This is a genomic window from Streptomyces mutomycini, assembly GCF_001700505.1.
Taxonomy (GTDB): domain Bacteria; phylum Actinomycetota; class Actinomycetes; order Streptomycetales; family Streptomycetaceae; genus Streptomyces; species Streptomyces mutomycini.
Genome location: NZ_MAPV01000094.1, coordinates 56,213 through 82,963, shown reverse-complemented (window position 1 = coordinate 82,963; position 26,751 = coordinate 56,213). Strand labels below are relative to the sequence as shown.

Below are 26,751 nucleotides of genomic sequence, written 5' to 3'. Positions count from 1 at the left end.
GTGACTGACGAACCCGACTTCTATCGACGTAAGGATCCAATGACCTCCTCTTCTTCCCTTCCCCAGGACGCGCAGGACGCGCAGAGCGCCACGGAAGCCACCTCCGAGAGCCTCACCGAGAGCCTTCGGGCCGACGCCCTGATGGAAGAGGACGTCGCCTGGAGCCATGAGATCGACGGAGAGCGGGACGGCGCCCAGCTCGACCGTTCCGAGCGTGCGGCGCTGCGCCGTGTGGCGGGTCTCTCCACCGAGCTCGAAGACGTCACCGAGGTCGAGTACCGGCAGCTGCGCCTCGAGCGCGTGGTTCTCGTCGGTGTCTGGACCTCGGGGACCGTCCACGACGCCGAGATCTCCCTCGCGGAGCTCGCGGCCCTCGCCGAGACGGCGGGAGCCCAGGTGCTCGACGCCGTCTTCCAGCGGCGCGACAAGCCGGACCCGGCCACGTACATCGGCTCGGGCAAGGCCTTGGAGCTGCGCGACATCGTTCTCGAATCCGGGGCCGACACCGTCGTCTGCGACGGTGAGCTCAGCCCCGGCCAGCTGATCCATCTGGAAGACGTCGTCAAGGTCAAGGTGGTCGACAGGACCGCGCTGATCCTCGACATCTTCGCCCAGCACGCCAAGTCCCGGGAGGGCAAGGCGCAGGTGTCGCTGGCACAGATGCAGTACATGCTCCCGCGCCTGCGCGGCTGGGGGCAGTCGCTGTCCCGTCAGATGGGCGGCGGCGGTTCCAGCGGCGGTGGCGGCATGGCCACGCGCGGTCCCGGTGAGACCAAGATCGAGACGGACCGGCGACGGATCCGCGAGAAGATGGCGAAGATGCGCCGGGAGATCGCGGAGATGAAGACCGGCCGTGAGATCAAGCGCCAGGAACGCAGGCGCAACAAGGTGCCCTCGGTGGCGATCGCCGGGTACACCAACGCCGGGAAGTCCTCGTTGCTCAACCGGCTGACCGGCGCGGGCGTCCTCGTGGAGAACTCTCTGTTCGCGACCCTCGACCCGACCGTGCGCCGGGCCGAGACGCCGAGCGGCCGGATCTACACCCTGGCCGACACCGTCGGCTTCGTGCGGCACCTTCCCCACCATCTGGTCGAGGCCTTCCGCTCCACCATGGAGGAGGTCGGCGAATCCGACCTCATCCTGCATGTGGTGGACGGCTCCCACCCGGTGCCGGAGGAGCAGCTCGCCGCCGTGCGCCAGGTGATCCGGGAGGTCGGCGCGGTCGACGTACCCGAGGTCGTCGTGATCAACAAGGCGGACGCGGCGGACCCGCTCGTGCTGCAGCGCCTGCTGCGCAACGAGAAGCACGCGATCGCGGTGTCCGCACGGACCGGCGCCGGTATCGACGAGCTCCTCGCGCTCATCGACGCCGAGCTGCCGCGGCCTTCGGTGGAGATCGAGGCGCTCGTGCCCTACACCCAGGGCGGACTCGTCTCCCGGGTGCATGCCGAGGGTGAGGTGATCTCCGAGGAGCACACGCCGGAGGGCACGCTGCTCAAGGCGCGGGTGCACGAGGAGCTCGGATCGGACCTCGCGGTCTTCGTCCCGGTGAATCACTGACGCGGTAGACGCACAGGAGGCCGGGTTCCCCTTCCCGAGGGGAGCCCGGCCTCCTGCGTGCGGTCCTGCTGCCTACTGTCCCGCGTACTTCTTGCTCACGGCCTTGTAGATGCCCTCGGCCTCCTTGCCCAGGCGGGGGCCGGCCAGCCAGCCCGCCGTCACCGGGCCGATGGAGGTGTTGGAGACCAGAGCCGGCTTGCCGTCCTGGCCCTCAGCGACCCAGCCACCGCCTGAGGAACCGCCGGTCATCGTGCACCCGATGCGGTACATCGTCGGCTGCTGCTCGAAGACGGTCAGGCGGCCCGGCCGGTCGGTGCACCGGAGTGCCTTCTGGCCGTCGAACGGCGGGGCCGCCGGATACCCGGTGGCCGTCATGCTGTCGATCTCCGGGACGGCCGGGGCGCCGAACTCGACCGGGAGCGCAGAACCGACGGTCTCCTCCAGGGACTTGCCCGTCGAGCCCTTCTCCGGTGCGACCTGCAGCACCGCGAAGTCGTACGGCGCGCCCTGGCCACCGGTGGCGGCACCCTGGCTGATCCACTGGTCGGAGGTCTGCGCCCACTGGCCCCACCACACGCCGTAAGGAGCGATCTCCTCCTTCGTCGCGTTCTGCAGCTCGGCCGTCGACATGCCGCTGTCGTTGTACGAGGGGACGAAGGCGATGTTGCGGTACCAGCCGCCGTTCTTGCCGGCGTGCACACAATGCCCGGCCGTCCAGACCATGTTGGACTTGCCCGGGTGGGCCGGGTCCTGCACCACGGTCGCCGAGCAGACCATCGAGCCCTCGGGGCCGTCGAACAGGAGCTTCCCGGACTCCGGGGCGCTGCCGTGGTACGGCGTTCGGACGTTCGTCGCCTCGACCGCTGCGGGGGTCGGGTCCGTCACGCCCTCGTCGCCGGAGATGTCGGGGTCGACGGGGGTCGCCGGGGGCTTGTCGGCCTCCCGCATCCGGTCCGGGTCCCAGAGGTCCTCGATGATCGGATTGACGTAGTCCTTGGCCTCACGCAGCCAGGTGTCCTTGTCCCAGTTCTTCCACTCGCCGTCCCGCCACTTGTCGAGGTCGATCCCGTGCTCCTTGAGCCGGTCCTTGAGGTCGTCCGGGATGACGACCTTCCCGTCCGAGGACTGGCCGGTGGCAGTGCTCGGCCCGGCGGCCGCGCCGTCCTCCTCCGGCCCGCAGGCGGTGGCGGTGAGCGTGAGGACAGCGGCGAGGGTGGCTGCGGCGAACACCTGGGGGGTGCGACGTACGCTCCCCCCGCGGTGTGCGGTGTCGGTCGGGCGCATGGGTCGCATCTGGGATCCCCCTGGGACTTCGTCACTGACTTCGGTGCCGCACCGCGGACTCGGGGCGCGCGGGCACGGCCCTGCGGGCCACGGCACGCCGCCTGGGAGCGGCGGCTCCGTCCGTGGTGCGGCCCCTACTATGCCGGTGCTGATGGGGACGGTCCGCGGCAGGGCCACGGTTCCGGCGGCGCAAGGATCTTCCGATTTACCCGTGATCTCCCGTGTTCCGCGTCGTTGGTACGTACGGGGGACACCCGGACGGCGTTCATCTGCGCAGTCCGTCCCCGGGGGACCGCACCGAGGTGCAACTCAACTGTTACCGCAGGAGGACCGAACAGCCGTGGCCGTGACCGAACCAGCTCCGGTGGCACCTTCTCCTGCGCACGACGGGATCCTGCGGCGCCAGGCGCTACGGGAGTCCGCTGCCCGCACCTATGCGCGGTCCCTGCCGATCGTGCCCGTGCGCGCGCGTGGCATGACCATCGAGGGCGCCGACGGACGGCGCTATCTCGACTGTCTCTCAGGGGCCGGCACGCTGGCCCTCGGCCACAACCACCCCGTGGTGCTCGAAGCCATCAGAAAGGTCATCGACTCCGGCGCACCGCTGCACGTGCTCGACCTCGCCACCCCCGTCAAGGACGCCTTCACGACCGAGCTGTTCGCCACCCTGCCCCGTGAGCTGGCGGACAACGCCCGGATCCAGTTCTGCGGTCCGGCGGGCACGGATGCCGTCGAGGCGGCGTTCAAGCTGGCCCGGGCAGCGAGCGGACGCAGCGAACTTCTGGCGTTCACCGGCGCGTACCACGGTATGACCGCCGGTGCCCTGGCCGCCTCCGGCGGCGCCACGGACGTGCGGGTGACGCGGCTGCCCTTCCCGCACAACTACCGCTGCCCCTTCGGAGTCGGCGGGGAACGGGGCGCGGACATCGCCGCGCGCTGGACCGAGTACCTCCTGGACGATCCCAAGGGCGGGGTGCCCGCTCCGGCCGCCATGATCCTGGAGCCCGTCCAGGGCGAGGGCGGGGTGAATCCCGCCCCCGACGGCTGGATGCGCCGGATGCGGGAGATCACCCAGGAGCGTTCCATCGCCCTGATCGCGGACGAGGTGCAGACCGGAGTCGGCAGGACGGGTACTTTCTGGGCGGTCGAGCACAGCGGTATCGTGCCCGATGTGATGGTGCTCTCGAAAGCCATCGGAGGCTCGCTGCCCCTCGCGGTGATCGTCTACCGCTCCGAGCTCGACCTCTGGCAGCCCGGCGCCCACGCGGGCACGTTCCGGGGCAACCAGCTCGCCATGGCGGCCGGTGCCGCGACCCTCGCGTACGTACGGGAGAACAGGCTCGCCGAGCGCGCGGGGACGCTGGGCGCGCGCATAACCGCCAGGCTGCAGGCGCTGAGCGCCGACCATCCGAGCATCGGTGACGTCCGGGGGCGCGGCCTCATGATCGGCATCGAGCTCGTCGACCCCGAGGCCGAACCGCTCGACGTAACCGCCGAGAACGGCTCCGCCCCGCCGCCCGATCCATCCCTCGCCGCCGCGGTGCAGCAGGAATGCCTGCGCCGCGGCCTCATCGTCGAACTCGGCGGCCGGCACGGCGCCGTCGTCCGGCTGCTCCCTCCCCTCACTCTCACCGACGAACAGGCGACGGCGGTGGTCGACCGCCTCGCCGACGCGCTGAGAGCGGCCGAGAGTTCTGCGTACCGCCGGGCTGCTGCCGCGCCGGCCCGCTGATCCCGGACCCCTCACAAGGAAGACCGCCGTGAACCCCACCCCTGCGCCCGAGGCCGACGGCCCCCTCACCAGCCAGCAGCGAGGACACGACCTGCCGGAAGGCCAACTCGCCGTCGAGTCGACGACCGTGCCGCGCCAGAAGGCAGGCCCGCGCGGAGCCCCGTCCTCCGGGACGGACACCCCCACGGACCACTCCACGTTCACCTCCACGGCCGCCGTCGCGGCGGACCGCTCCAGCCACGCGGAGCAGGATCCACTGGACCACCCGGACCCGTTCAAGGCAGCGGACTCGGCCGGTACGGAGAACCTGCTGCGCTGCTGGACCAGGGAGAACGACCTGCCCCGCCCGGCGGGAAGCACACTGCGCATTCCGCTCCCCGCGAGCGGCACCGCACTGACCGTCCAGGTCGCCCACTGGTCCCCGACTGGCTGGCACCGCTTCGGGACTCCGGTCCTGGAGAACGCCCCCGTCGGCGCTCCGGACGTCGATGCCGTCACCGTCGCCGCGCTGCTGAGCCGCGAGTGCGAGCGGAACGCCGGAACCGACCTGGTAGCCAGGGTCGCGGACTCCGTACGGCACACAGCTACCTTCATCGCGGGCCGGCGCCGCACACCCACCGCGCCGCCCGAGGCAGACCTCTTCCTCACCGCCGAGCAGTCACTCGTCCTCGGCCACCCCCTGCACCCCACGCCCAAGAGCCGCGAGGGTCTCTCCGAATCCGAGACGCTGCTCTACTCACCCGAGCTGCGCGGTTCCTTCCCGCTCCACTGGATGGCCGTGGACCGCTCCGTGCTGGCCACGGAGTCCTCGTGGACGAAGGCCGGCCGGACGGTCCCCGCAGAGGCCCTCCTGGCCCCTCACGCCGGGGGACTGAGTCTCCCCGAAGGGACCACGGCCCTCCCGCTCCACCCCTGGCAGGCCGCGGAGGTCCTGCGCCGGCCCGAGGTCGTCTCCCTGTGCGAGAAGGGCCTGCTGCACGACCTCGGTCCGCACGGGGAACGCTGGCACCCCACCTCCTCCGTCCGCACCGTGCACCGCCCCGGCTCCGACCTCATGCTGAAGCTGTCCCTGGGCGTACGCATCACCAACTCCCGCCGCGAGAACCTCCGCAAGGAACTCCACCGGGGAGCCGAGGTCCACCGGCTGCTGCGCACCGGGCTGGCGGAACGGTGGCAGGCGGCGCATCCGGGGTTCGACATCGTCCGGGACCCCGCCTGGCTGGCCGTCGATCACCTGGACGGCAGCCCCGTGCCCGGGCTCGACGTGATGCTCCGTCACAATCCGTTCGGACCGGCCGACGACGCGGTGTGCATCGCGGGACTCACCGCTCCCCGTCCTTGGCCCGGCCGGCCGGGCACCCACTCGCGGCTCGCGGACACGGTCTCCTCGCTGGCCGCACGCACGGGCAGGACGACCGGGGCCGTGTGCGCGGAATGGTTCCTGCGCTACCTCGACCGTGTCGTCCTGCCCGTCCTCTGGCTCGACGCACACGCAGGCGTCGCCCTCGAAGCCCACCAGCAGAACACGATCGTGCTCCTCGACGCGGACGGCTGGCCCGTCGGCGGCAGGTACCGCGACAACCAGGGCTACTACTTCCGGGAATCCCACCGGTCAGCTCTCGAACGCAGGCTCCCGGGCATCGGAGCGGTCAGCGACACCTTCGTATCCGACGCCGTCACGGACGAGCGGCTCGCCTACTACCTCGGCATCAACAACGTGTTCGGGCTGATCGGGGCCTTCGGCGCCCAGCGGCTCGCCGACGAACGGCTGCTCCTCGCCGCGTTCCGCCGCTTCCTCGAAGGCGCCGTCCCGCTGGGCTCCTCCCTGCCCGCCTACCTCCTGGAAACCGGGAAGCTGCGCTGCAAGGCCAACCTGCTGACCCGGATGCACGGCCTCGACGAACTCGTCGGGCCGGTCGACACCCAGTCCGTGTACGTCACCATCGCCAACCCGCTGCACGCCTGAGGGACACGACCGACCGAACGCACGAGAGGGGAGCGTCACGGTGCACCGAGCCGATGCCCACACCGATACCGGTGCCGTCCCGCCCGCCGCCACCGGTACCGAGGACACTCTGGAGCTGCGGCTCACCGAAGAGCTTCTCGCCGTGCTCGGTGACGCCCCCGCGGCGACCGCCGCGGGGGCCGACGTCTCCGCTCTCGTGGGCGACCCCGGCACATGGCAGCCGGTCACCACCCCCGCCGGGGTGTTCCAACTCGTCGTGGTGCAGCCGGAGCGCGATCTCCCGGTGATCACCCGCTGGATGAACGACCCGGCGGTGGCCGCCTTCTGGGAGCTCGCAGGGCCGGATTCGGTCACCGACACCCATCTCCGCCGCCAACTGGCAGGTGACGGCCGCAGCGTTCCCTGCCTCGGTGTCCTCGGCGGTACGCCCATGAGCTACTGGGAGATCTACCGGGCGGACCTGGACCCGCTGGCCCGTCACTACCCGGCGCGGCCGCACGACATGGGGGTCCACCTCCTCATCGGCGGTGTGGGAAATCGCGGACGGGGTGTCGGCACCGTGCTGCTGAGGGCCGTCTCCGATCTCGTACTCGACAACCGTCCGCTCTGCGGCCGTGTCGTCGCGGAGCCTGACCTGCGCAACACCCCCTCCGTGTCCGCCTTCCTGGGCGCCGGCTTCCGCTTCTGTGCGGAAGTGGACCTTCCCGACAAGCGAGCCGCACTGATGGTCCGCGACCGAGCCCACCGTGAACACCTGTGAAGGAACCGCTGCACCGCACAGCCCGCTCGAACCCCATCGGTCCCACCCGGAGGAGTCAACGTGCCGACATATCCTGCGAGCCACCGTCAGGCGGAGCCCCGTACGACGCTCGACAGTCCGGAACTCGACCGGGCCGCCTGGGACCGGGCGGCGGCGAGGCTCCTCGCCAAGATGCTCGGTGAGTTCGCCTACGAGGAGATCATCGAGCCTGTGCCCCTGACTGACGGTGGGGCCGGGCGGACCGGCCACTACACGGTGTCGCTCGACGACGGCGCGGACGTGAGCTTCCACGCCCGGCGGGGTGTCTACGGCAGCTGGCGCGTCGACCCCGCGACGATCCGCGAGGAGACCGCCACGGGTGCCGACGGCACCGACTTCCGCGACCCGTTGCGATTCCTCGCCCGCGGCAGCCGCCTCCTCGGCCTGGACGGGGCCACGCTCGGCCACCTCATCCGCGAACTCACCGCCACACTCGCCGCCGACGTCCGCCTCGACCGCACCGCTCTCCGCGCGGCGCAGCTCGCCGAGCTCCCTTACGCCGAACTCGAAGGACACCAGACCGGGCATCCCTGGCTCGTGGCGAACAAGGGCCGTCTCGGCTTCTCCGCCGCTGACGCCGCCCGCTTCACACCGGAAGCCCGCTCGACGACCGTACTGCCCTGGATCGCCGTGAGCACCCGGATAGCCGGCTACCGGGGAGTGGCGCGCCTCGCCGGCCCGGAAGACCTCTACGACCAGGAGCTGGACCCGCGCATCCGGGAATCCTTCGCCGCGATCCTGCGCGGACGGGCTCTCGACCCCGCGGACTATCTGTTCCTTCCCGTGCATCCGTGGCAGTGGGACGAATGGATCATTCCGCTCTTCGCTCCCGCGATCGCGGACGGCGACATCGTGCTTCTGCACCCCGACGACGACCTTCGGCTGCCGCAGCAGTCCATCCGCACTTTCACCAACGTGGGCCGACCGGACCGGCACACGGTCAAGCTACCCCTGTCGATCCTCAACACCCTTGTCTGGCGCGGCCTGCCCACCGAGCGAACGCTCGCCGCCCCGGCTGTCACCGCCTGGGTCCAGGGGCTGTGCGACGACGATCCGTTCCTCCGGGACACCTGTGGCGTCGTCCTGCTCGGCGAGGTCGCCTCGGTGGCCGTCGAGCACCCGCTCTACGACCGTCTCCCGGAGTCGCCGTACCAGTTCAAGGAGATCCTCGGAGCGATCTGGCGGGAGCCTCTCCAGCCGCGGCTCGAACCCGGCGAACGCGCCCGCACGCTGGCCTCCCTGCTGCACACGGACCCCGAGGGCCGGTCCTTCGCCGCGGAACTCGTCGCCCGCTCGGGTCTGGCCCCCGCCGCCTGGCTGACCCGGCTCTTCGCCGCGCTGCTGCCCCCGCTGCTGCACTTCCTCTACCGCTACGGGACGGTGTTCTCCCCGCACGGCGAGAACGCCATCGTCGTCTTCGACGAGAACGACGTACCGGTACGCCTCGCGATCAAGGACTTCGTCGACGACGTGAACGTCAGCGCCCGGCCGCTGCCCGAGCACGACACGATGCCTGAGGACGTCCGGAACATCCTGCTGACCGAGGAGCCTTCCTTCCTCACCCAGTTCATCCACTCGGGACTCTTCGTGGGCGTCTTCCGCTATCTCTCCCCGCTCTGCGAGGAGCAACTGGACGTACCGGAGGGTGAATTCTGGTCACTCGTCCGTGCCGAGGTCCTGAGGCACCACGCGCGTTTCCCCGATCTCAAGGAGCGGTTCGAGATCTTCGACATGCTGACGCCGACGATCGAGCGACTGTGTCTCAACCGCAACCGTCTGCATCTGGACGGCTACCGCGACCGGTCGCAGCGCCCGCACGCGGCCGTCCACGGCAGGGTCCCCAACCCGCTCCACCCCTCCGCTTGAGTCCGGGAGCGATCGGTGTTGTCGGTGGGGCGCCGTAGGGTGGACGCGCTATGACGAAGCCATCTCTTCCCGACCTCCTCCACGCCGCCGTCACCGCCGTCGGCGGTACGGAACGGCCCGGCCAGGTCTCCATGGCCGAGGCCGTCGCCGAGGCCGTCGACGACAACGCCCATCTGCTCGTGCAGGCCGGCACCGGCACAGGGAAGTCCCTGGGCTATCTGGTGCCGGCGCTGGCCCACGGCGAGCGGGTCGTGGTGGCCACGGCGACACTGGCCCTCCAGCGCCAGCTGGTCGAGCGGGACCTGCCGCGTACGGTCGACGCGCTGCACCCGCTGCTGCGCCGCCGGCCGCAGTTCGCGATGCTCAAGGGCCGGTCGAACTACCTGTGTCTCCACCGGCTCCACGAGGGGGTGCCGCAGGACGAGGAGGAGGGGCTCTTCGACCAGTTCGAAGCGGCGGCGCCGTCGAGCAAGCTGGGCCAGGACCTGCTGCGCCTGCGCGACTGGTCGGACGAGACGGAGACCGGCGACCGGGACGACCTGACACCGGGTGTCTCGGACCGTGCCTGGTCGCAGATCTCCGTCTCCTCGCGTGAGTGCCTGGGTGCCACCAAGTGTGCGTACGGAGCCGAGTGCTTCGCGGAGGCGGCCCGGGAGCGGGCCAAGCTCGCCGATGTCGTCGTCACCAACCACGCCCTTCTCGCGATCGACGCGATCGAAGGCGCCCCGGTGCTCCCCAAACACGAGGTGCTCATCGTCGACGAGGCCCATGAGCTGGTCTCCCGGGTCACCGGGGTGGCTACGGGCGAGCTCACCCCGGGGCAGGTGAACCGAGCGGTGCGCCGTGCGGCGAAGCTGGTCAACGAGAAGGTGGCCGACGCCCTGCTGACCGCGTCGGAGGGTTTCGAGCGGGTCATGGAGCTGGCGCTCCCGGGGCGCCTCGAAGAGGTCCCGGAAGACCTCGGCTACGCACTGATGGCCCTGCGTGACGCCGCGCGTACGGTGATCTCCGCCCTCGGCGGCACCCGGGACAAGTCGGTCCAGGACGAGGACGCGGTGCGTAAGCAGGCGATGGCGTCCGTCGAGTCCATCCACAGCGTCGCGGAGCGCATCACGCAGGGTTCCGAGTACGACGTCGTCTGGTACGAGCGTCACGACCGCTTCGGGGCGTCGGTCCGGATCGCGCCGCTCTCCGTGTCAGGGCTGCTGCGCGAGAAGCTGTTCGCCGAGCGGTCGGTGGTGCTGACCTCGGCCACGCTCAAGCTCGGCGGCGATTTCAACGGGGTCGGAGCATCGCTCGGACTCGCGCCCGAGGGCATGGCGGGCGACGACATCCCTCAGTGGAAGGGACTCGACGTCGGCTCGCCCTTCGACTACCCGAAGCAGGGCATTCTTTATGTCGCCCGGCACCTGGCCACACCAGGCAGGGAGGGCTCCCGCACCGACATGCTCGACGAACTCGCCGAGCTGGTGGAGGCGGCAGGCGGCCGCACCCTGGGGCTGTTCTCCTCGATGCGGGCGGCCCAGGCGGCGGCCGAGGAACTCCGCGGCCGTCAGGACAAGCCGATCCTGTTGCAGGGCGAGGAGACCCTCGGGGAGCTGATCAAGAATTTCGCGGCCGATCCCGAGACCTGCCTGTTCGGGACGCTGTCCCTGTGGCAGGGCGTCGATGTGCCCGGCCCGAGCTGTCAGCTCGTGGTCATGGACCGGATTCCGTTCCCCCGGCCGGACGATCCGCTGATGAGCGCCCGCCAGAAAGCGGTCGAGGAAGCCGGCGGAAACGGGTTCATGGCGGTGGCGGCCACCCACGCGGCACTGCTGATGGCGCAGGGTGCGGGCCGGCTCGTACGGGCCATGGGCGACAAGGGCGTGGTCGCGGTGCTCGACCCCCGGCTGGCCAACGCCCGGTACGGGAGCTATCTCCGCGCCTCCCTGCCGGACTTCTGGTACACCACGGACCGCAACCAGGCGCGGCGGTCGCTCGCTGCCATCGACGCGGCGGCCAGGACCGCGGAGTGAGTGGAAGGCGGGGCGCCGGGGGAAACCTCGGCGCCCCGCCGTAGGACCTTTTCCGTCTCCACGGAAGGCCTATGGACGACGTAAGGGCCCCGGGACCGACGCAGGGGTCCCGGGGCCCGGTCCGGGACCGACGGCGGTCAAACCCGCCGCAGCACCGCCACGACCTTGCCCAGGATGGTCGCCTCGTCACCGGGGATCGGCTGGTAGGCGGAGTTGTGCGGGAGCAGCCATACATGGCCGTCCTCGCGCTTGAAGCGCTTGACCGTGGCCTCGCCGTCCAGCATGGCTGCCACGATGTCGCCGTTCTCCGCGACGGGCTGGCGACGCACCGTGACCCAGTCCCCGTCCATGATCGCCGCCTCGATCATCGAATCACCGACGACCTTCAGCACGAAGAGCTCGCCGTCACCGACGAGCTGGCGGGGGAGCGGGAAGACGTCCTCGACGGACTCCTCGGCGAGGATCGGCCCGCCGGCGGCGATCCGGCCGACCAGCGGCACATAGGAAGCCGCGGGCTTCCCGGTGGTGTCGGTCGGCTGCGAGGTGGGCTGGTCCGATCCCCGGACCTCGTAGGCGCGCGGCCGATGGGGGTCGCGGCGCAGGAAGCCCTTGCGCTCCAGGGCCATCAGCTGGTGGGCGACGGACGAGGTGCTGGACAGTCCCACCGCCTGGCCGATCTCGCGCATCGACGGGGGATAGCCACGCCGCTGCACGGAATCCCGGATCACCTCGATCACGCGCCGCTGCCGGTCCGTGAGCCCCGAGCTGTCCGCCCTGATCCCCGGGGGGCGGCCGGGCAAGGAGCGTGCGGGTCGCGTGGGCTCGGGCCCCTCCGCGTTCATGACTGAGTCATTCATGGCATGCACCGGCTCAAGTCGGCCCTGGGAGCGGTGGTCCTGGGCAGTGATGGTGGCGCTGTCTGCGGTGGTGGTCACGTCGGCCCCTCTCGAATGGTCTCCCTGGTTAGGCAACGGTAGTAGCTTTCGAAAGGTTGCGCCAAACACACGTTCGAGTGAAAAACAAATAAAGGGCCGCCACGGACTTGCCGAGAGGTGTATGTGCTGTAGCGGTGGGCCGGAAGTGGGGCGCCGGTGCCAGGGGTCACGCTAGCGCTCCGCCGGTCGGTCTCCATGTGCGGGGTGTGGCCCCGGCGGTTCGCGAGGGGGGCGTGCGGTGGCGCGCGAGAGAGGCCGGCGGTGCGGTGCGAGGATGCCCGCGGGGCCGTGTCCGGGTCCGCCGCCGGGTGCCCCGCGGCCTCGACGGCCGCGCGTTTCCAGTACCCTCGTGCCGGGCCGTGATCCGACCGCCGGGCCTCGCCGAAGCGCGACACGCGCGAGGGGTACGGGTGGAGCGAAACCCTAGATGTAGTGGTTGGCTTGCTCTTGTCGCCCATAAGTAGTGGTCCCCGGTCCATCGGGGTCGAGTTCATCGCCTATGCTTGTGACTGTCCTCAGGGGCCCTGAACAGGGCACGGAGGGCCATTCAGTCGTGCTGTGAAGGAGGGTTCGGAGATATGCACTGCCCCTTCTGCAGGCACCCCGACAGCAGGGTCGTGGACAGCCGCACGACGGACGACGGGACGTCGATCCGACGGCGCCGCCAGTGCCCCGACTGCTCCCGTCGCTTCACGACGGTGGAGACCTGCTCGCTGATGGTGGTCAAGCGCAGTGGCGTGACCGAACCCTTCAGCCGCACCAAGGTCATCTCGGGGGTCCGCAAGGCATGCCAGGGCCGCCCGGTCACCGAGGACGCCCTGGCGAAGCTCGGCCAGCGGGTCGAGGAGGCCGTGCGGGCCACGGGGAGCGCCGAGCTGACGACACACGACGTGGGTCTGGCCATACTCGGACCCTTGCAGGAGCTCGACCTGGTCGCGTACCTGCGTTTCGCTTCGGTGTACCGGGCGTTCAACTCGCTCGAGGACTTCGAGACCGCCATCACGGAACTCCGTGAGCAGCGGCCCCGGGCAGAGCAATGCGGGAGCGGCGAGACCCCCGAGGTCCCCGCCCCCGCCGCAGTCGCCGCTGATTGACCAACGAAGCCGGCCCGCGGGGCGGCGGAGCCGGCGGTGAGCGGCACCAGACCTGTTCCGTGACGCCGCGCGTGGCGTCCGGAGCATCAGACACACACTGTGCCCTGGGAAGAACTGGGCACTTCAGGGCGTTTTTGCCCACATATGGGAGGCGGCATGACAGAGACGGCGAGCGGCCCGGCACGAGGTTCCCGTACCAAGGGAGCCAAGTCGACTGCGACCAAGCAGGGCCTGCGCATCGAGCGCATCCACACGACTCCCGGCGTGCATCCGTACGACGAGGTCGTGTGGGAGCGCCGTGACGTCGTCATGACCAACTGGCGCGACGGCTCGGTCAACTTCGAGCAGCGTGGCGTCGAGTTCCCCGGCTTCTGGTCGGTGAACGCGGTCAACATCGTCACCAGCAAGTACTTCCGCGGGGCTGTCGGCACGCCGCAGCGCGAGACGGGTCTGCGACAGCTGATCGACCGGATCGTGAAGACCTACCGGAAGGCCGGCGAGGAGCACGGCTACTTCGCTTCCCCCGCCGACGCCGAGATCTTCGAGCACGAGCTGGCCTACGCCCTCCTGCACCAGATCTTCAGCTTCAACTCGCCGGTCTGGTTCAACGTCGGAACGCCCCAGCCGCAGCAGGTCTCGGCCTGCTTCATCCTGGCCGTCGACGACTCGATGGAGTCGATCCTCGACTGGTACAAGGAAGAGGGCATGATCTTCAAGGGCGGCTCCGGTGCCGGCCTGAACCTGTCCCGCATCCGCTCCTCCAAGGAGCTGCTCTCCTCCGGCGGCAACGCCTCCGGCCCTGTCTCCTTCATGCGTGGCGCCGACGCCTCCGCGGGAACGATCAAGTCGGGTGGCGCCACCCGCCGCGCGGCCAAGATGGTCATCCTCGACGTCGACCACCCCGACATCGAGAACTTCATCGAGACCAAGGTGAAGGAGGAGGAGAAGATCCGCGCCCTTCGTGACGCGGGCTTCGACATGGACCTGGGCGGCGACGACATCACGTCCGTCCAGTACCAGAACGCCAACAACTCGGTCCGCGTGAACGACGAGTTCATGAAGGCCGTCGAGTCCGACGGGAAGTTCGGGCTGCGCGCCCGGATGACCGGTGACGTCATCGAAGAGGTCGAGGCGAAGTCCCTCTTCCGCAAGATGGCCGAAGCGGCCTGGGCCTGTGCCGACCCCGGCATCCAGTACGACGACACCATCAACCAGTGGCACACCTGCCCGGAGTCCGGCCGCATCAACGGCTCGAACCCCTGCAGCGAGTACATGCACCTGGACAACACCTCGTGCAACCTCGCTTCGCTGAACCTGATGAAGTTCCTCAAGGACGACGGTGAGGGCCACCAGTCCTTCCAGGCCGAGCGCTTCGCCAAGGTCGTCGAGCTGGTCATCACCGCGATGGACATCTCGATCTGCTTCGCGGACTTCCCGACCCAGAAGATCGGCGAGAACACCCGCGCCTACCGCCAGCTGGGCATCGGCTACGCCAACCTCGGCGCTCTGCTGATGGCCACCGGGCACGCGTACGACAGCGACGGCGGCCGTGCGCTCGCCGGCGCCATCACCTCGCTGATGACGGGCACGTCCTACCGGCGCTCCGCCGAGCTCGCCGCTGTCGTCGGCCCGTACGACGGTTACGCCCGCAACGCCGAGCCGCACCAGCGCGTCATGAAGCAGCACTCGGACGCCAACGCCGTGGCCGTCCACGTCGACGACCTGGACTCGCCGGTCTGGGCCGCCGCCACGGAGGCATGGCAGGACGTGCTCCGCCTCGGCGCGAAGAACGGCTTCCGCAACGCCCAGGCCTCGGTCATCGCCCCGACCGGCACCATCGGTCTCGCGATGTCCTGCGACACCACCGGCCTCGAGCCGGACCTCGCCCTGGTCAAGTTCAAGAAGCTCGTCGGCGGCGGCTCGATGCAGATCGTCAACGGCACGGTGCCGCAGGCCCTGCGCCGTCTCGGCTACCAGCCGGAGCAGATCGAGGCGATCGTCGCCCACATCGCCGACAACGGCAACGTGATCGACGCGCCCGCTCTCAAGACCGAGCACTACGAGGTCTTCGACTGCGCCATGGGCGAGCGTTCCATCTCGGCCATGGGGCACGTCCGGATGATGGCGGCCATCCAGCCGTGGATCTCCGGCGCACTGTCCAAGACCGTGAACCTGCCGGAGACGGCCACGGTCGAGGACGTCGAGGAGGTCTACTTCGAGGCGTGGAAGATGGGCGTCAAGGCGCTCGCGATCTACCGCGACAACTGCAAGGTCGGCCAGCCCCTCTCCGCCAAGACGAAGGAGAAGGAGAAGGAGGCGGTCACCGCCAAGGCCGAGGACACCATCCGCACGGCTGTCGAGAAGGTCGTCGAGTACCGCCCGGTCCGCAAGCGTCTGCCCAAGGGCCGCCCGGGGATCACGACCTCCTTCACGGTGGGTGGCGCCGAGGGTTACATGACCGCCAACTCCTACCCGGACGACGGTCTCGGTGAGGTCTTCCTGAAGATGTCCAAGCAGGGCTCCACCCTCGCCGGCATGATGGACGCCTTCTCGATCGCGGTCTCGGTCGGTCTGCAGTACGGCGTGCCGCTGGAGACCTACGTCTCCAAGTTCACCAACATGCGCTTCGAGCCGGCCGGTATGACGGACGACCCGGACGTGCGGATGGCGCAGTCGATCGTCGACTACATCTTCCGCCGCCTGGCGCTCGACTTCCTGCCGTTCGAGACGCGCTCCGCGCTCGGCATCCACTCGGCCGAGGAGCGTCAGCGTCACCTCGACACCGGGTCGTACGAGCCCGCCTTCGGGGACGGCGAGCTGGACGTGGAGAGTCTGGCCCAGTCCGCCCCCGTGCGCGTGGAACCGCTGAAGGCCGTCGCGCCGCCCGAGGAGAGCGCCGCTGAGAAGCCGGCTCCCAGGGCCGCGCACACCTCGGCCGAGCTGGTCGAGATGCAGCTCGGCATCAGCGCGGACGCGCCGCTGTGCTTCTCGTGCGGCACGAAGATGCAGCGTGCCGGCTCCTGCTACATCTGCGAGGGCTGCGGCTCCACCAGCGGGTGCAGCTGATACTGCGCTTAGCCGCACCGGACGGGACAACCGGTGCGGACCGCACGGGTAGCTGACCAGCAGCGCACGAAGGGGACCGGCCGTCGGCCGGTCCCCTTCGGCGTGCCGTCACGCCGCACGGGGCGTGGCCAGGATGATCCGTCGTGCGAGGACGGTGGATGAGCAGCACGACACCCCTGCCGAAGGTGTGGGTGCCGGTCGAGTCTTCGGTCCAGCCCCTCGAAGAGGCCGTCTTCGAGGGGTGCCGAACATCATCAGGATGATCCTTCCCAGGCGCCCTCGACGTGGCGTCAGGGGCCCGCGCCCCGTCGGACATCAGCCGGACCGGCTCCCCATCACCGAGGCGAACGAATCAGGATCGCCGTCGAAGCCGCGGACGTCCCCCCGGAAGCCCCAGGACCCCGAGGCATCCCGGACGAACTCCGCGACGACCGCGGCGCTGGCGGCGGCCACCGCCGAGAAGTCGTTCTCCGCCAGATTCGTGTAGCCCTCGCGGATCTGCACGGCCGTGTGTTCTATCTGGCCGAAGGTCTTGCGGCCGTCGCGCTGCTGGATGGCCACACCGACGACGACCCTGGAGTACGCGTCCGACAGCCGGTCCAGTTCGAGTGTCATCACCTCGTCGAAGCCGAACCCCTGTCCGGTCCGGCTGTCCCGGTTCAGCGTGATCGTCCCGTCCGGCGACCTGCTGTCGAAGTGCACGAGATAGGCGGGAGTGCCGTAGGGCGAGTCGGTCCCGTACGTGGCCGCGATGATGTCGAGGTCGTTGGCGGGTTCGCCGGTGGCGCTGGGGTCCCACTTGACCCTCACTTCTACCTTCTCGATGTCCTTGTTGGGAGTGCTCATCGGACATGCCTCCTCGCTGCTGGACCGTCGGACCTCTTCCATCCTCAGATCATGTCCGTAACTGTCCGTGGATCCAACCGCGTTGGAAACGGACGTCGTATTCGGGCCATGGTGTGGCCTGAGTTGTGCGCCGCAGGCGCCAACAGGCCCCGGCCGGTGCCGAGCGTGACCCGCGCCACGCCGGGCGCCGTACGATGGCGCAGTGCTGGTCAAGTGGATTCGCTGCACCGTGGTGGACCGCCACGGTTTCGAGCGGGGGCAGCGGAAGTGGGCGGGGCTGCTCGGTGAGCCGGGATTCCGTACCCAGAGCGGCGGGTGGAGCCGAGGGCGGCCCGACGTCGCCCACGTGTTCGCGTTCTGGGAGAACCGGGTCTTCTACGATTCCTTCATGGCCCGCGGGCATGACAAGCTGGCCGCGCCGCAGTCCGGCACGTACAAGGACATGCGTGTCAGTCTCTTCGAGTACCGATTCGATGTGAAGACAGGTTTCACGCCGGACTTCACCGATGCGGACGTGGTCAGGGTCGCGCACAGCCGGGTGTACGAGGACCGGGTCGACCACTTCGCGCTCATGCAGCAACGTGTGTGGAACCCCGCCATGGCCGGTTCTCCCGGGATGCTGCGCGGACTCTTCGGAGAAGCCCCGGGACATGAGTTCCTGGTGTTGTCCATGTGGCAGTCGAGCACCGAGCGCGGCAAGTACCGGCCCGAGGGCGTCGCCCGGCTCTCGGCGCGGGCCGAGACCGAGAAGGACGTCGAATCGCTCACGGGGGACGTGGTGCAGCTCGAACCGTCGTGGACGGTCTGACCCGCACCCCTCCGGCCGTTTCCTCGGTCACATACGCCCGATGGAGCCCGCACAGTTGCTCGACCGGGCCGGACGGCATCTAGGGTCGGTACATGGCACGACCGCAACGCATCGTTCTTGTCCGCCACGGCGAGTCCGAGGGCAACGTCGACGACACGGTCTACGAACGTGAGCCCGACCACGCCCTCAGGCTCACGTCCAAGGGCAGGCGTCAGGCGGCGGCGACGGGCTCCCGGCTGCGTGAGACCTTCGGCGACGAGCGTGTAAGCGTCTACATCTCGCCCTACCGGCGAACCCATGAGACGTTCAGGGCGTTCGGCCTCGAACCGGAACATGTGCGCATCAGGGAGGAGCCCCGGCTGCGCGAGCAGGACTGGGGCAATTGGCAGGACCGGGACGACGTCAGGCTGCAGAAGGTCTACCGGGACGCCTACGGGCACTTCTTCTACCGCTTCGCGCAGGGTGAGTCCGGTGCCGATGTGTACGACCGGGTCGACGCGTTCCTGGAGAGCCTCCACCGCAGCTTCGAGGCGCCCGACCATCCGCCCAACGTCCTGCTGGTCACCCACGGGCTGACCATGAGGCTCTTCTGCATGCGCTGGTTCCACTGGTCGGTCGCGGAATTCGAGTCGCTGTCCAATCCCGGAAACGGTGAATCCAGGGTGCTGCTGCTCGGTGAGGACGGCCGGTACACGCTCGACCGGCCCTTCGAGCAGTGGCGCACTCCTGAGCCGTACGGCATCACCGGATAGAGTGGCAGGGCGATGACCGCTGACTCTGCTACTGACCGCTTCGAACGCGCTCTGGCCAGCCTGCGTGGACTCTCCGTGGGAGATGCCCTCGGCTCCCAGTTCTTCGTCCCGGCCAACTACCCCTTGCTCAAGAGCCGGGACCTGCCGCCCGACGGCTGGCAGTGGACCGACGACACCGAGATGGCCTGCTCCGTGCTGGCCGTACTGGCCTCCCACGAGCGTGTCGACCAGGACGCGCTCGCCCACTCCTTCGCCCGGCACCACGACTTCGACCGGGGCTACGGGCCCGCGGTCAACCGGTTGCTCAGGCTGGTGAGAGAAGGCGGCGACTGGCGTGAGCTGGCATCTGCCCTCTTCCAGGGCCAGGGCTCCTGGGGCAACGGTTCGGCGATGCGTATCGCGCCGCTGGGCGCCTGGTACGCGCACGACCCGGAGCAGGCCACGCACCAGGCGGAGATCTCCTCGTACACCACCCACCAGCACCGCGAAGCCGTCGTGGGGGCCATGGCCGTCGCGGCCGCCGCCGCCCTCGTCGCCGCACCGGGAGGGCCGCCCACGCCGGAGGACCTGATCGACGGTGTCGTCGCCCTCGTGCCGCGCAGCGCCGTCGGCGCCGGCCTGCGCAGAGCGCGCGACATGCTCGACTACCGGGACGCGGGGACGGTCGCGGCGGTGCTCGGCAACGGCCGCCGTACGAGTGCGCACGACACGGTGCCGTTCGCGCTCTGGTCGGCGGCGCGGAGCCTCGGTGATTTCGAACAGGCCTTCTGGGTGACGGCCCAGGCCGGCGGTGACGTGGACACCACCTGCGCGATCGTCGGCGGAATCGTCGCCGCTGAGCCGGCCGGTGCCCCTCCGGCGGACTGGCTGGCCCGCACCGAGCAACTGCCGGACTGGGTCCCCCTCGCTCCGGCGCGTACCTGACATACCGCCGGACCCACGGGCTTGCGGTCAGCCATCGGCAGTTCTTACTGTCACGGTCCTGACACAGCAGCGGCCCCGGCCGTCCGAACCGCCGGGACGGAACTTAGTCTTTCGGCCACGCCGTCCTCATTGATCTTGGTGGGCGTGCGCCTAGAGAAGCCGGGGCAGTCGTGCCGCGATGTGGCCGTGCGAGCGGACCTCGGTGGGGGAGGGGTCCCATGTCCGATCAGTCGTCCGACGCGTCCAGCAGGCCCGAGAAGCCGGAGGAGTCCCGTGACGCGGCGAAATCCACGTCAGGCACCGCGCCCGAGCCGGTGAACGAGGCGGCACCCGGAGGTCCCGGCCGAGCGAAGGCGGCAGGGGCGAAGCCGGACGCGGGGAAGCAGCTTGCACGGGCTTCCACCCCGCCGGCTTCCACCCCGCCGGTTCCGCCGCAGAACGCAGGACCGGACGTGCCGAAGGTGCCCGCCTACCTCCAGGCACCGCCGGGCGACGTCTGGCAGCGGCAGCGGCAGGGACAGCAGCAGCCCGGCGTACTGTCCCGGCTGCGGACCGCTTCCCCGCCCGCGATCGGGCCGGGCACGCTCTGGTCGGTTCTCGCCACGGCGCTGCTCAGCGCCCTGCTGCTCGGCGACGGCCTTGGCCCCAACCTGCTTATCGTGGCCCTGCCCGCAGCCCTGGGTGCCTTCTTCGCCGCGCGCTCGGCACGGCGCGGGCTACGGCCCTGGACCGCCGTCTGGGCGGTGGGCGGCCTGACGCTCCTTGTGGTTCCGGCGCTCCGGGAAGCGGGTTGGCCGGTCTTCCTCGCCGTGGTCTCGGCCCTCGCCCTGGGCTCGCTCGCTCTGCACGGCAGCCGCAGCTGGCTGGGGGTGCTGCTCGGGTCGGTGGGGCTGTTCCCCTCGGTCGCGGCGGGTGTGCGATGGGGGTGGCACGGGGTGCGCGCCCGCGCGGACGACTCCCGCGGCAGAGTCCGCACCATCGTGCGCAGCACCGCGGTGGCCGTCGTGCTGCTCGTCGTGTTCGGCGCGCTCTTCGCCTCGGCGGACGCGGCCTTCGCCGACCTGCTGGGCAGCCTGACCCCCGACGCGTCGGTCGGAGACAGCCCCTGGCGCGCCTTCCTCTTCGTGCTCGGGCTCGTCGGTGCGCTCGCCACCGCGTACAGCGCTGCGGCGCCGGTGCGCTGGGACGGCATCACCGTCAGGCCGGGCAAGGCAAGGAACAGGGCGGAGTGGGCCCTTCCGCTGATCGTGCTCAACCTGCTCTTCGCCGCCTTCATCACGCTTCAGCTCGTCGTGCTCCTCGGGGGGTACGACAAGGTGCTGGAGGAGACGGGACTGACCCCCGCCGCATACGCCCGCCAGGGCTTCTGGCAGCTCCTCTGGGCCACCGTGCTGACTCTGATCGTCATCGCACTCGCCCTGCGCTGGGCCCCGCGGGGCGGACCGCGCGACCGGGCCCTGGTCCGGGGGGTCCTCGGTGCCCTGTGCGTCCTCACGCTCGTCGTCGTGGCCTCCGCGCTGCGCCGCATGGACCTCTACGTGGACGCCTTCGGGCTGACCCGGCTGCGGATCTCTGTCGCCGCTGTGGAGCTCTGGCTCGGAGTGGTGCTGGTCATGATCCTCGCGGCCGGCGTCTTCGGAGCCAAGCTGCTGCCACGCGCGATCGCCGTGAGCGCTGCCGTCGGCGTTCTCGCCTTCGGGCTGGTCTCGCCCGACGGGCTGATCGCCGAACAGAGCGTCCAGCGGCACGGCAGGGACAAGCCGATCGACATCGATTACCTCGCGGGGCTCTCCGCGGATGCCGTACCGGCCCTGAACACGCTGCCGGAGCCGCTGAGGTCCTGTGCCCTGGAGAACATCGATCGCGACCTCACCGTCACGGAGGCTCCGTGGTACGCCTCCAGCTGGGGCGAGGTCAGGGCCCGGGACATCCTGGAGAAGCACCCCGTACAGAACAACGGGACCGAGTGCTACCGCCTGGGCGAGGGGACCGGCGAGCGGGAAGGATACGAGGAGGATGACTCCTACGACCCGTACTGAGCTGACTGCTGTCTGATCTGGCAGCCGTGCTGAGGGACGCCCCGTAGTGAACCGGGCCGTCCCGAGGATCTGGCCGGCCGTGATGAACCGCGGGTCCTCCGCTCACGGGCCGTGTGCGTCGTGCGGGCCGCCCCGAAGAGGCGGCCCGCACGGTTCCGTCCGCGTCCGCCCGCCGCTTGTGCAGCCGATCGACCTCTCGCTCACGCCGGTGTACACCCCGGGCTCTCCGAACACCTGCTCTCGCTGCGGGCGTTTGTGGAACGTGACCCGGTCGGCGAGGCCCGTGCCACGTTGCGCCCCGACGCGCTGTGGCGAGCGGCCGCCGGACAATTACCTGGGCTGCCCGCTGCCACCGGGCCCGCCGCGCGCCGGCTCGGGGCGCTTCGGAGGAGGCCGGGCGGGTGCGGAACTGCCGGACGGTACCCCGGGGTGTTATTGCGGTGCCCATCGGCGTAACCTGGCAGGCGCCATGCCGTACGAACCACCCACGCACACCGTCGAGCGCTCACTGCGCGCTACGTCCGGTGCCAGGACCGTCGCCGGTGTCGATGAGGTCGGACGCGGAGCGTGGGCCGGCCCCGTCACCGTGTGCGCCGCCGTCACCGGTCTCCGCAGACCCCCTGAGGGCCTGACCGACTCCAAGCTGATCAGCCCCAGGCGCCGGGCGGAACTCGCTCCGGTGCTCGAGAAGTGGGTCACGGCCTTCGGGCTGGGGCATGCCTCACCACTGGAGATCGACGAACTCGGCATGACCGCAGCTCTTCGTCTCGCGGCCGTCAGGGCGCTCGAGCTCCTGCCGGTACGGCCTGACGCCGTGATCCTCGACGGCAAGCACGACTACCTCGGACCGCCCTGGAACGTCCGTACCGTGATCAAGGGCGACCAGTCCTGCATCGCCGTCGCGGCGGCCTCGGTGATTGCCAAGGTCCACCGGGACGCGATGATGGGCGAACTGGGCGCGGACACGGGGCAGTACGCAGACTTCGCCTTCGGCGCGAACGCCGGCTATCCGTCACCGGTGCACCGGGCCGCGCTGGAGGAGCGGGGGCCTACGCCCCACCATCGCCTCAGCTGGGCCTACCTCGACGCGCTGCCCAAGTGGCAGCACCTGAAGAAGGTCCGGTTCTCCGCCGAGGCGGCGGCATTGGAAAGCGGGGGCCAGCTCGGCTTCGATTTCTGATCGCGCAGGCGTACCACCCGCCGACGTGTTCGCGTCGGCTGTGACAGACAACCATTCATGCCTCTCATCCCCGAGGAGCCTCAGATTTCCGAGAGCGCCCAGGGTCCCCGCGTCATTCCGGCCGCCGGCCGCACCGCGTCGACCCCCCGTCCCGTCCCCGGTCCGCGTTCCGCGGCCACACCGCGTCCCGGAAGCCCCGGCCGCGGCCCCGCGCGGCCCGCGCCCCCGGCGCAGCGCACGCATACCGCTTCCGCCTCTCCCGCTGCTCCGGCCCCTGCCGTGCGGAAGGCGCCGGAGGAGCGTCCCGCCGCGCAGTTCCAGCTCATCCCGGCCTCGGCCGACGGCGCGATCGACGCTGCCGAGGAGACCGTCGACCTGTTGCTCGACTCCGGCCGGTCACCCGGCGACATCCTGGTGCTCACCACCGGCGAACAGCACCCCTGGGCCGCGCACGAGCTCTCCTTCGGAGAGACCACGTACTGGGCGCAGCACGACGCGGGTGACGACGTGTTCTTCGCCCGCACCGCGAACGCGGAACGCTGCGCGTCCCGTTCAGTGGTCGTCGTCGCGGTGAACAGCGACCTCGACGAGGCCGCTGCCCGTGCGCTGTCCGACGTACGGGAGCGCGCCGGCGGCCTGCTGATCGTGTGCGGAGACCCGAAGAAGATCAACTCGGCGCTCGGCGCCGCTGCCTGATCCGCGGGTCCGTGGGCCCCGGCTGTCCGTGAGGACGCCCGGGGCCCACGTCCCGTCTCACCGTGCGGCGCTCCGCCTCAGCGCCTCGGCCGCCCCGCCCCCGGTGCTCATCGGCACAGGATCGTGGTCGGTTGAGGTGTCCGCCAGGGCCGACGGCCTGGACAGCAGAGTCGGTCTCCGGCCGCTCCGGCCTTCGCCGAGTACCTGCCAGCCTCCACGCGTCAGGGTGATGTAGGCCCCGCAGCGAAGGCCGTGCAGCGTGCAGGCGTCTCTCAGCCCCCACATCCACGCCCCGTCCTCCTCCGTCCAACGCTCGTCACCTTCGCGGCAGTAGAGGAGGATCGCCGTACGCACCGGGGTGCGGCGGCGCAGATCGTGCGGAATCACCCGGCGCAGGTGTGCGAGCAGTGCGTTGCGGAACTCCCAGCCGTCCGTGGCGACGGTGGACCGCCGGGCGAACGAGGCGCTGGCCGTGAGCCGTTCCTCATGATCGAGGACGGCGACGACGGCGGTGGCCGGTGTCGGCCGGTGCCGCGCGTGGAGGCCGCTGACCACCTCACGCGGACTGCGCAGCAGGGGTATGCCCGCCGCAGCCCACTCGGCCGGTTCGAGCATTCTGGCAACGTGGCTGACGGAGCCTGCGGACGCCGACAGAGACGTGGCTGCGGACGGAGCGAATCCGAAGGTCACGGTCCTCCCTTCGCTACGCGCCCACGGTGCGGGCAGGGTGGGATGAGGACGCGCCGCGGCACAGCCCTTCCGGGCCCGCGAAAGACCGTGCGGGGAGCGACTCCAATTCTTCCTGTCGTATCGGCAGGCGGCAACGAGCAATTGATGCGGCTGACGGATATCTGACGGAATGACACGCATATCCCTGCCCCGTTCGACGACGAACGATGCCATTCGTCATGCCTGGACTGCGAGGACCAGCGGAAACACCTCCTCCGCTCCCGCACGCCGGAGCAGCCGTGCCGCGACCGCCAGGGTCCACCCCGTGTCGGAAAGATCGTCCACGAGCAGGACGGGCCCGCCCGCGGCCGCGAGCGCCTCAGCCAGTGCGGGCTCCACGACGAGCGCCTCGTGCAACGCCCTCACCCGCTGCGCACTGTTGGTGCGGGAGACCAGCAGGTCCTCGCTGCCCGGAGCGTAGGTGACCGTCCCCAGCAGTGGCATCCGGCCGACCTCCGCGATCCGGCTGCCGAGCGAGTGGACCAACTGCGGTCTGCGGCGGGAGGCGACCGTCACCACACCAGCCGGCCGCGGGGCAGCGTCCGGGGCCCCGGTGGCCCAGCCGCCCGGCCCCTTCGCCCAGTCGGTGATGACCGTGACCACCGCGCTGGCCACGTCGTCCGGGACCGGTCCGTCCTGCGCCTGCGCCGCGAGCAGTGGACGGAGTCTGTTCCCCCAGCCGATGTCCGAGAGCCTGCCCAGAGCCCGGCCGGGAAGCGCCAGCTCACCCGCGGGGATACGGCCCTTGAGATCGACCCCCACCGCGGAGAGCCCTGTGGGCCACATCTTGCGCGGCTCCACCTCGACCCCGGGTCTGCCGAGCTCGCCGCGTGCTCCGTCGAGGGCAGCCGTGGAGACCTTGTCGTCGAACCGTGCGCCCGCGCAGTTGTCACAGCGTCCGCAGGCGGTGGCCTCTTCGTCGTCCAGCTGACGCCGGAGGAACTCCATGCGGCAGCCGGTCCCGGAAGCGTAGTCGCGCATGGCTTGCTGCTCCGCGGCCCGCTGCCGTGCGACCCAGGCGTAGCGCTCGGAGTCGTACGCCCAGGGTTCTCCGGTGGAGATCCAGCCGCCCTTCACCCGCTTCACCGCTCCGTCGACGTCCAGCACCTTGAGCATCGTCTCGAGACGGGTGCGCCGCAGGTCGACCAGCGGTTCCATGGCGGGAAGCGACAGTGGCCTGCCTGCCTGGGCGAGGACGTCGAGCGTGCGCCGGACCTGTTCCTCCGGAGGGAAGGCGACCGATGCGAAGTACTGCCAGATGGCTTCGTCCTCCTTGCCGGGGAGCAGCAGGACCTCGGCGTGCTCGACTCCACGTCCCGCACGTCCTACCTGCTGGTAGTAGGCGATGGGCGAGGACGGCGATCCCACATGCACGACGAAGCCGAGGTCCGGCTTGTCGAAGCCCATACCGAGCGCGGACGTGGCCACCAGGGCCTTGACCCGGTTGGCCAGGAGATCGTCCTCCGCCTGCTGCCGGTCGGCGTTCTCCGTCCGCCCGGTGTACGACGTGACCGGGTGTCCGCACTGGCGGAGGTAGGCCGTGATCTCCTCGGCCGCGGCGACCGTGAGTGTGTAGATGATGCCTGAGCCCGGCAGCTCTCCGAGATGGTCACCCAACCAGGCCAGGCGGTGTGCGGCATTGGGCAGTTGAAGCACGCCGAGGCTGAGGCTTTCCCGGTCCAGCGCCCCCCGCAGCACCAGCGCGTCCGTGCCGGCCCCCGTGCCGAGCTGCTCCGCGACGTCCGCGGTCACGCGGGCATTGGCGGTGGCGGTCGTGGCAAGCACGGGAACGCCCGCCGGCAGATCGGCGAGCATGGTCCGCAGCCGTCGGTAGTCCGGCCGGAAATCATGGCCCCAGTCGGAGATGCAGTGCGCCTCGTCGACCACCAGCAGACCCGTCGCGGCGGCAAGGCGCGGCAGCACCTGATCCCGGAAGTCGGGGTTGTTGAGCCGCTCCGGACTGACCAGCAGTACATCCACCTCGCCCGCCGCCACCTCGGCCTGGACGGTGTCCCACTCCTCGGTGTTGGAGGAGTTGATGGTGCGGGCGCTGATACCCGCCCTGGCTGCCGCCGCCACCTGGTTGCGCATCAGTGCGAGCAGGGGCGAGACGATGACCGTCGGTCCGCTGCCCCGCGCGCGCAGCAGCGACGTCGCCACGAAGTACACGGCGGACTTGCCCCACCCCGTCCTCTGGACGACCAGGGCTCTGCGCTTGTCGGCGACGAGGGCCTCGATGGCCCGCCACTGGTCCTCGCGCAGCCGGGCGGCGCCGGTGGTGTCCCCGACCAGGCGGGCGAGTACGGAATCGGCCGAGGCTCTGAGCTCTGCGCGGTCTGCGTTGGTCATGCCCCCATGCAACCCGATGGGCGGGACAAACCGCGAACGGCGGCCGGCACCTGTGGATAACTTTATCCACAGGGGTCGCGGAAATCGGCGCCCCGCGGGACTGTCGTG

The 26,751-nt window shown here is 70.2% G+C and carries 19 protein-coding genes; 14 read left to right on the top strand and 5 right to left on the bottom strand.

What is annotated here, in order from left to right:
• Positions 1 to 39 precede the first annotated feature (39 nt).
• Complete coding sequence (gene hflX, locus BFF76_RS14885) at positions 40 to 1,560, top strand: GTPase HflX (RefSeq protein ID WP_031089298.1); 1,521 nt, start codon at positions 40 to 42, stop codon at positions 1,558 to 1,560.
• 72 nt (positions 1,561 to 1,632) lie between these two features.
• Here the strand turns inward: hflX and BFF76_RS14880 are convergent, their stop codons facing one another.
• Positions 1,633 to 2,844, bottom strand: a complete 1,212-nt coding sequence (locus BFF76_RS14880) for a trypsin-like serine peptidase (RefSeq protein ID WP_065848403.1) — start codon at positions 2,842 to 2,844, stop codon at positions 1,633 to 1,635.
• A gap of 340 nt (positions 2,845 to 3,184) precedes the next feature.
• Between BFF76_RS14880 and BFF76_RS14875 the strand changes: the two genes are divergently transcribed.
• The 5 genes from BFF76_RS14875 to BFF76_RS14855 are packed head-to-tail and all read left to right on the top strand — an operon-like array spanning position 3,185 to position 11,225.
• Positions 3,185 to 4,576 (top strand): diaminobutyrate--2-oxoglutarate transaminase family protein, encoded by a 1,392-nt coding sequence (locus BFF76_RS14875; protein WP_065848402.1) that lies wholly within the window; start codon positions 3,185 to 3,187, stop codon positions 4,574 to 4,576.
• 28 nt (positions 4,577 to 4,604) lie between these two features.
• Positions 4,605 to 6,542: an IucA/IucC family protein gene (locus tag BFF76_RS14870; protein ID WP_031089305.1), complete on the top strand. Its 1,938-nt coding sequence runs from the start codon at positions 4,605 to 4,607 to the stop codon at positions 6,540 to 6,542.
• A 40-nt stretch (positions 6,543 to 6,582) separates the two neighbouring features.
• A complete protein-coding gene (locus BFF76_RS14865; RefSeq protein WP_031089307.1) occupies positions 6,583 to 7,302 on the top strand; it encodes a GNAT family N-acetyltransferase in 720 nt (239 codons plus the stop codon).
• Between the two features lie 60 nt (positions 7,303 to 7,362).
• The gene (locus BFF76_RS14860) at positions 7,363 to 9,207 is read left to right on the top strand and encodes an IucA/IucC family protein (RefSeq protein ID WP_053928822.1); all 1,845 of its coding nucleotides are present in this window, start codon (positions 7,363 to 7,365) and stop codon (positions 9,205 to 9,207) included.
• A gap of 50 nt (positions 9,208 to 9,257) precedes the next feature.
• Positions 9,258 to 11,225 carry an ATP-dependent DNA helicase gene (locus BFF76_RS14855; protein WP_065848401.1) on the top strand — a complete coding sequence of 656 codons (1,968 nt, stop codon included), beginning with the start codon at positions 9,258 to 9,260 and terminating at the stop codon, positions 11,223 to 11,225.
• 137 nt (positions 11,226 to 11,362) lie between these two features.
• Here BFF76_RS14855 and lexA read toward each other — a convergent pair whose 3' ends face one another.
• Positions 11,363 to 12,160 carry a transcriptional repressor LexA gene (gene lexA / locus BFF76_RS14850; RefSeq protein WP_031089315.1) on the bottom strand — a complete coding sequence of 266 codons (798 nt, stop codon included), beginning with the start codon at positions 12,158 to 12,160 and terminating at the stop codon, positions 11,363 to 11,365.
• Between the two features lie 578 nt (positions 12,161 to 12,738).
• Here lexA and nrdR point away from each other — a divergent pair.
• Positions 12,739 to 13,254 carry a transcriptional regulator NrdR gene (gene nrdR / locus BFF76_RS14845; RefSeq protein ID WP_031089318.1) on the top strand — a complete coding sequence of 172 codons (516 nt, stop codon included), beginning with the start codon at positions 12,739 to 12,741 and terminating at the stop codon, positions 13,252 to 13,254.
• A gap of 156 nt (positions 13,255 to 13,410) precedes the next feature.
• On the top strand, positions 13,411 to 16,320 hold the full coding sequence (locus BFF76_RS14840; RefSeq protein ID WP_065848422.1) for a vitamin B12-dependent ribonucleotide reductase: 2,910 nt from the start codon (positions 13,411 to 13,413) through the stop codon (positions 16,318 to 16,320).
• Positions 16,321 to 16,635: 315 nt separating this feature from the next.
• Here BFF76_RS14840 and BFF76_RS14835 read toward each other — a convergent pair whose 3' ends face one another.
• Entirely contained in the window at positions 16,636 to 17,166 is a 531-nt protein-coding gene (locus tag BFF76_RS14835; protein WP_053928820.1) for a TerD family protein, read from the bottom strand.
• Between the two features lie 202 nt (positions 17,167 to 17,368).
• Here BFF76_RS14835 and BFF76_RS14830 point away from each other — a divergent pair, with 202 nt between their 5' ends.
• The 6 genes from BFF76_RS14830 to BFF76_RS14805 all read left to right on the top strand — a co-directional run bounded on the left by BFF76_RS14830 (position 17,369) and on the right by BFF76_RS14805 (position 23,565).
• Positions 17,369 to 17,974, top strand: a complete 606-nt coding sequence (locus BFF76_RS14830; RefSeq protein WP_031089323.1) for a YdbC family protein — start codon at positions 17,369 to 17,371, stop codon at positions 17,972 to 17,974.
• Positions 17,975 to 18,066: 92 nt separating this feature from the next.
• Positions 18,067 to 18,726 (top strand): histidine phosphatase family protein, encoded by a 660-nt coding sequence (locus tag BFF76_RS14825; protein WP_031089326.1) that lies wholly within the window; start codon positions 18,067 to 18,069, stop codon positions 18,724 to 18,726.
• Positions 18,727 to 18,738: 12 nt separating this feature from the next.
• Positions 18,739 to 19,650, top strand: coding sequence for an ADP-ribosylglycohydrolase family protein (locus BFF76_RS14820; protein ID WP_031089329.1), 912 nt, complete (start codon positions 18,739 to 18,741; stop codon positions 19,648 to 19,650).
• Between the two features lie 218 nt (positions 19,651 to 19,868).
• Entirely contained in the window at positions 19,869 to 21,689 is a 1,821-nt protein-coding gene (locus BFF76_RS14815) for a DUF4153 domain-containing protein (protein ID WP_065848400.1), read from the top strand.
• 469 nt (positions 21,690 to 22,158) lie between these two features.
• The gene (locus BFF76_RS14810; RefSeq protein WP_065848399.1) at positions 22,159 to 22,869 is read left to right on the top strand and encodes a ribonuclease HII; all 711 of its coding nucleotides are present in this window, start codon (positions 22,159 to 22,161) and stop codon (positions 22,867 to 22,869) included.
• 57 nt (positions 22,870 to 22,926) lie between these two features.
• Positions 22,927 to 23,565 carry a flagellar biosynthesis protein FlhF gene (locus tag BFF76_RS14805; protein ID WP_031089334.1) on the top strand — a complete coding sequence of 213 codons (639 nt, stop codon included), beginning with the start codon at positions 22,927 to 22,929 and terminating at the stop codon, positions 23,563 to 23,565.
• A 57-nt stretch (positions 23,566 to 23,622) separates the two neighbouring features.
• On the opposite strand, the gene BFF76_RS14800 is transcribed toward BFF76_RS14805, so the two are convergent.
• Both BFF76_RS14800 and BFF76_RS14795 read right to left on the bottom strand, forming a co-directional pair.
• Positions 23,623 to 24,255, bottom strand: coding sequence for a hypothetical protein (locus tag BFF76_RS14800; RefSeq protein WP_053928818.1), 633 nt, complete (start codon positions 24,253 to 24,255; stop codon positions 23,623 to 23,625).
• Positions 24,256 to 24,471: 216 nt separating this feature from the next.
• Positions 24,472 to 26,643, bottom strand: coding sequence for a RecQ family ATP-dependent DNA helicase (locus BFF76_RS14795; RefSeq protein WP_031089336.1), 2,172 nt, complete (start codon positions 26,641 to 26,643; stop codon positions 24,472 to 24,474).
• Positions 26,644 to 26,751 lie beyond the last annotated feature (108 nt).

What these genes read in the sequence shown, in the direction of transcription:
- hflX (WP_031089298.1), top strand. Translation starts at nt 40, where the DNA reads ATGACCTCCTCTTCTTCCCTTCCCCAGGACGCGCAGGACGCGCAGAGC.
- BFF76_RS14880 (WP_065848403.1), bottom strand. Translation starts at nt 2,844, where the DNA reads ATGCGCCCGACCGACACCGCACACCGCGGGGGGAGCGTACGTCGCACC.
- BFF76_RS14855 (WP_065848401.1), top strand. Translation starts at nt 9,258, where the DNA reads ATGACGAAGCCATCTCTTCCCGACCTCCTCCACGCCGCCGTCACCGCC.
- nrdR (WP_031089318.1), top strand. Translation starts at nt 12,739, where the DNA reads ATGCACTGCCCCTTCTGCAGGCACCCCGACAGCAGGGTCGTGGACAGC.
- BFF76_RS14840 (WP_065848422.1), top strand. Translation starts at nt 13,411, where the DNA reads ATGACAGAGACGGCGAGCGGCCCGGCACGAGGTTCCCGTACCAAGGGA.
- BFF76_RS14835 (WP_053928820.1), bottom strand. Translation starts at nt 17,166, where the DNA reads ATGAGCACTCCCAACAAGGACATCGAGAAGGTAGAAGTGAGGGTCAAG.
- BFF76_RS14825 (WP_031089326.1), top strand. Translation starts at nt 18,067, where the DNA reads ATGGCACGACCGCAACGCATCGTTCTTGTCCGCCACGGCGAGTCCGAG.
- BFF76_RS14820 (WP_031089329.1), top strand. Translation starts at nt 18,739, where the DNA reads ATGACCGCTGACTCTGCTACTGACCGCTTCGAACGCGCTCTGGCCAGC.
- BFF76_RS14815 (WP_065848400.1), top strand. Translation starts at nt 19,869, where the DNA reads ATGTCCGATCAGTCGTCCGACGCGTCCAGCAGGCCCGAGAAGCCGGAG.
- BFF76_RS14810 (WP_065848399.1), top strand. Translation starts at nt 22,159, where the DNA reads ATGCCGTACGAACCACCCACGCACACCGTCGAGCGCTCACTGCGCGCT.
- BFF76_RS14805 (WP_031089334.1), top strand. Translation starts at nt 22,927, where the DNA reads ATGCCTCTCATCCCCGAGGAGCCTCAGATTTCCGAGAGCGCCCAGGGT.
- BFF76_RS14795 (WP_031089336.1), bottom strand. Translation starts at nt 26,643, where the DNA reads ATGACCAACGCAGACCGCGCAGAGCTCAGAGCCTCGGCCGATTCCGTA.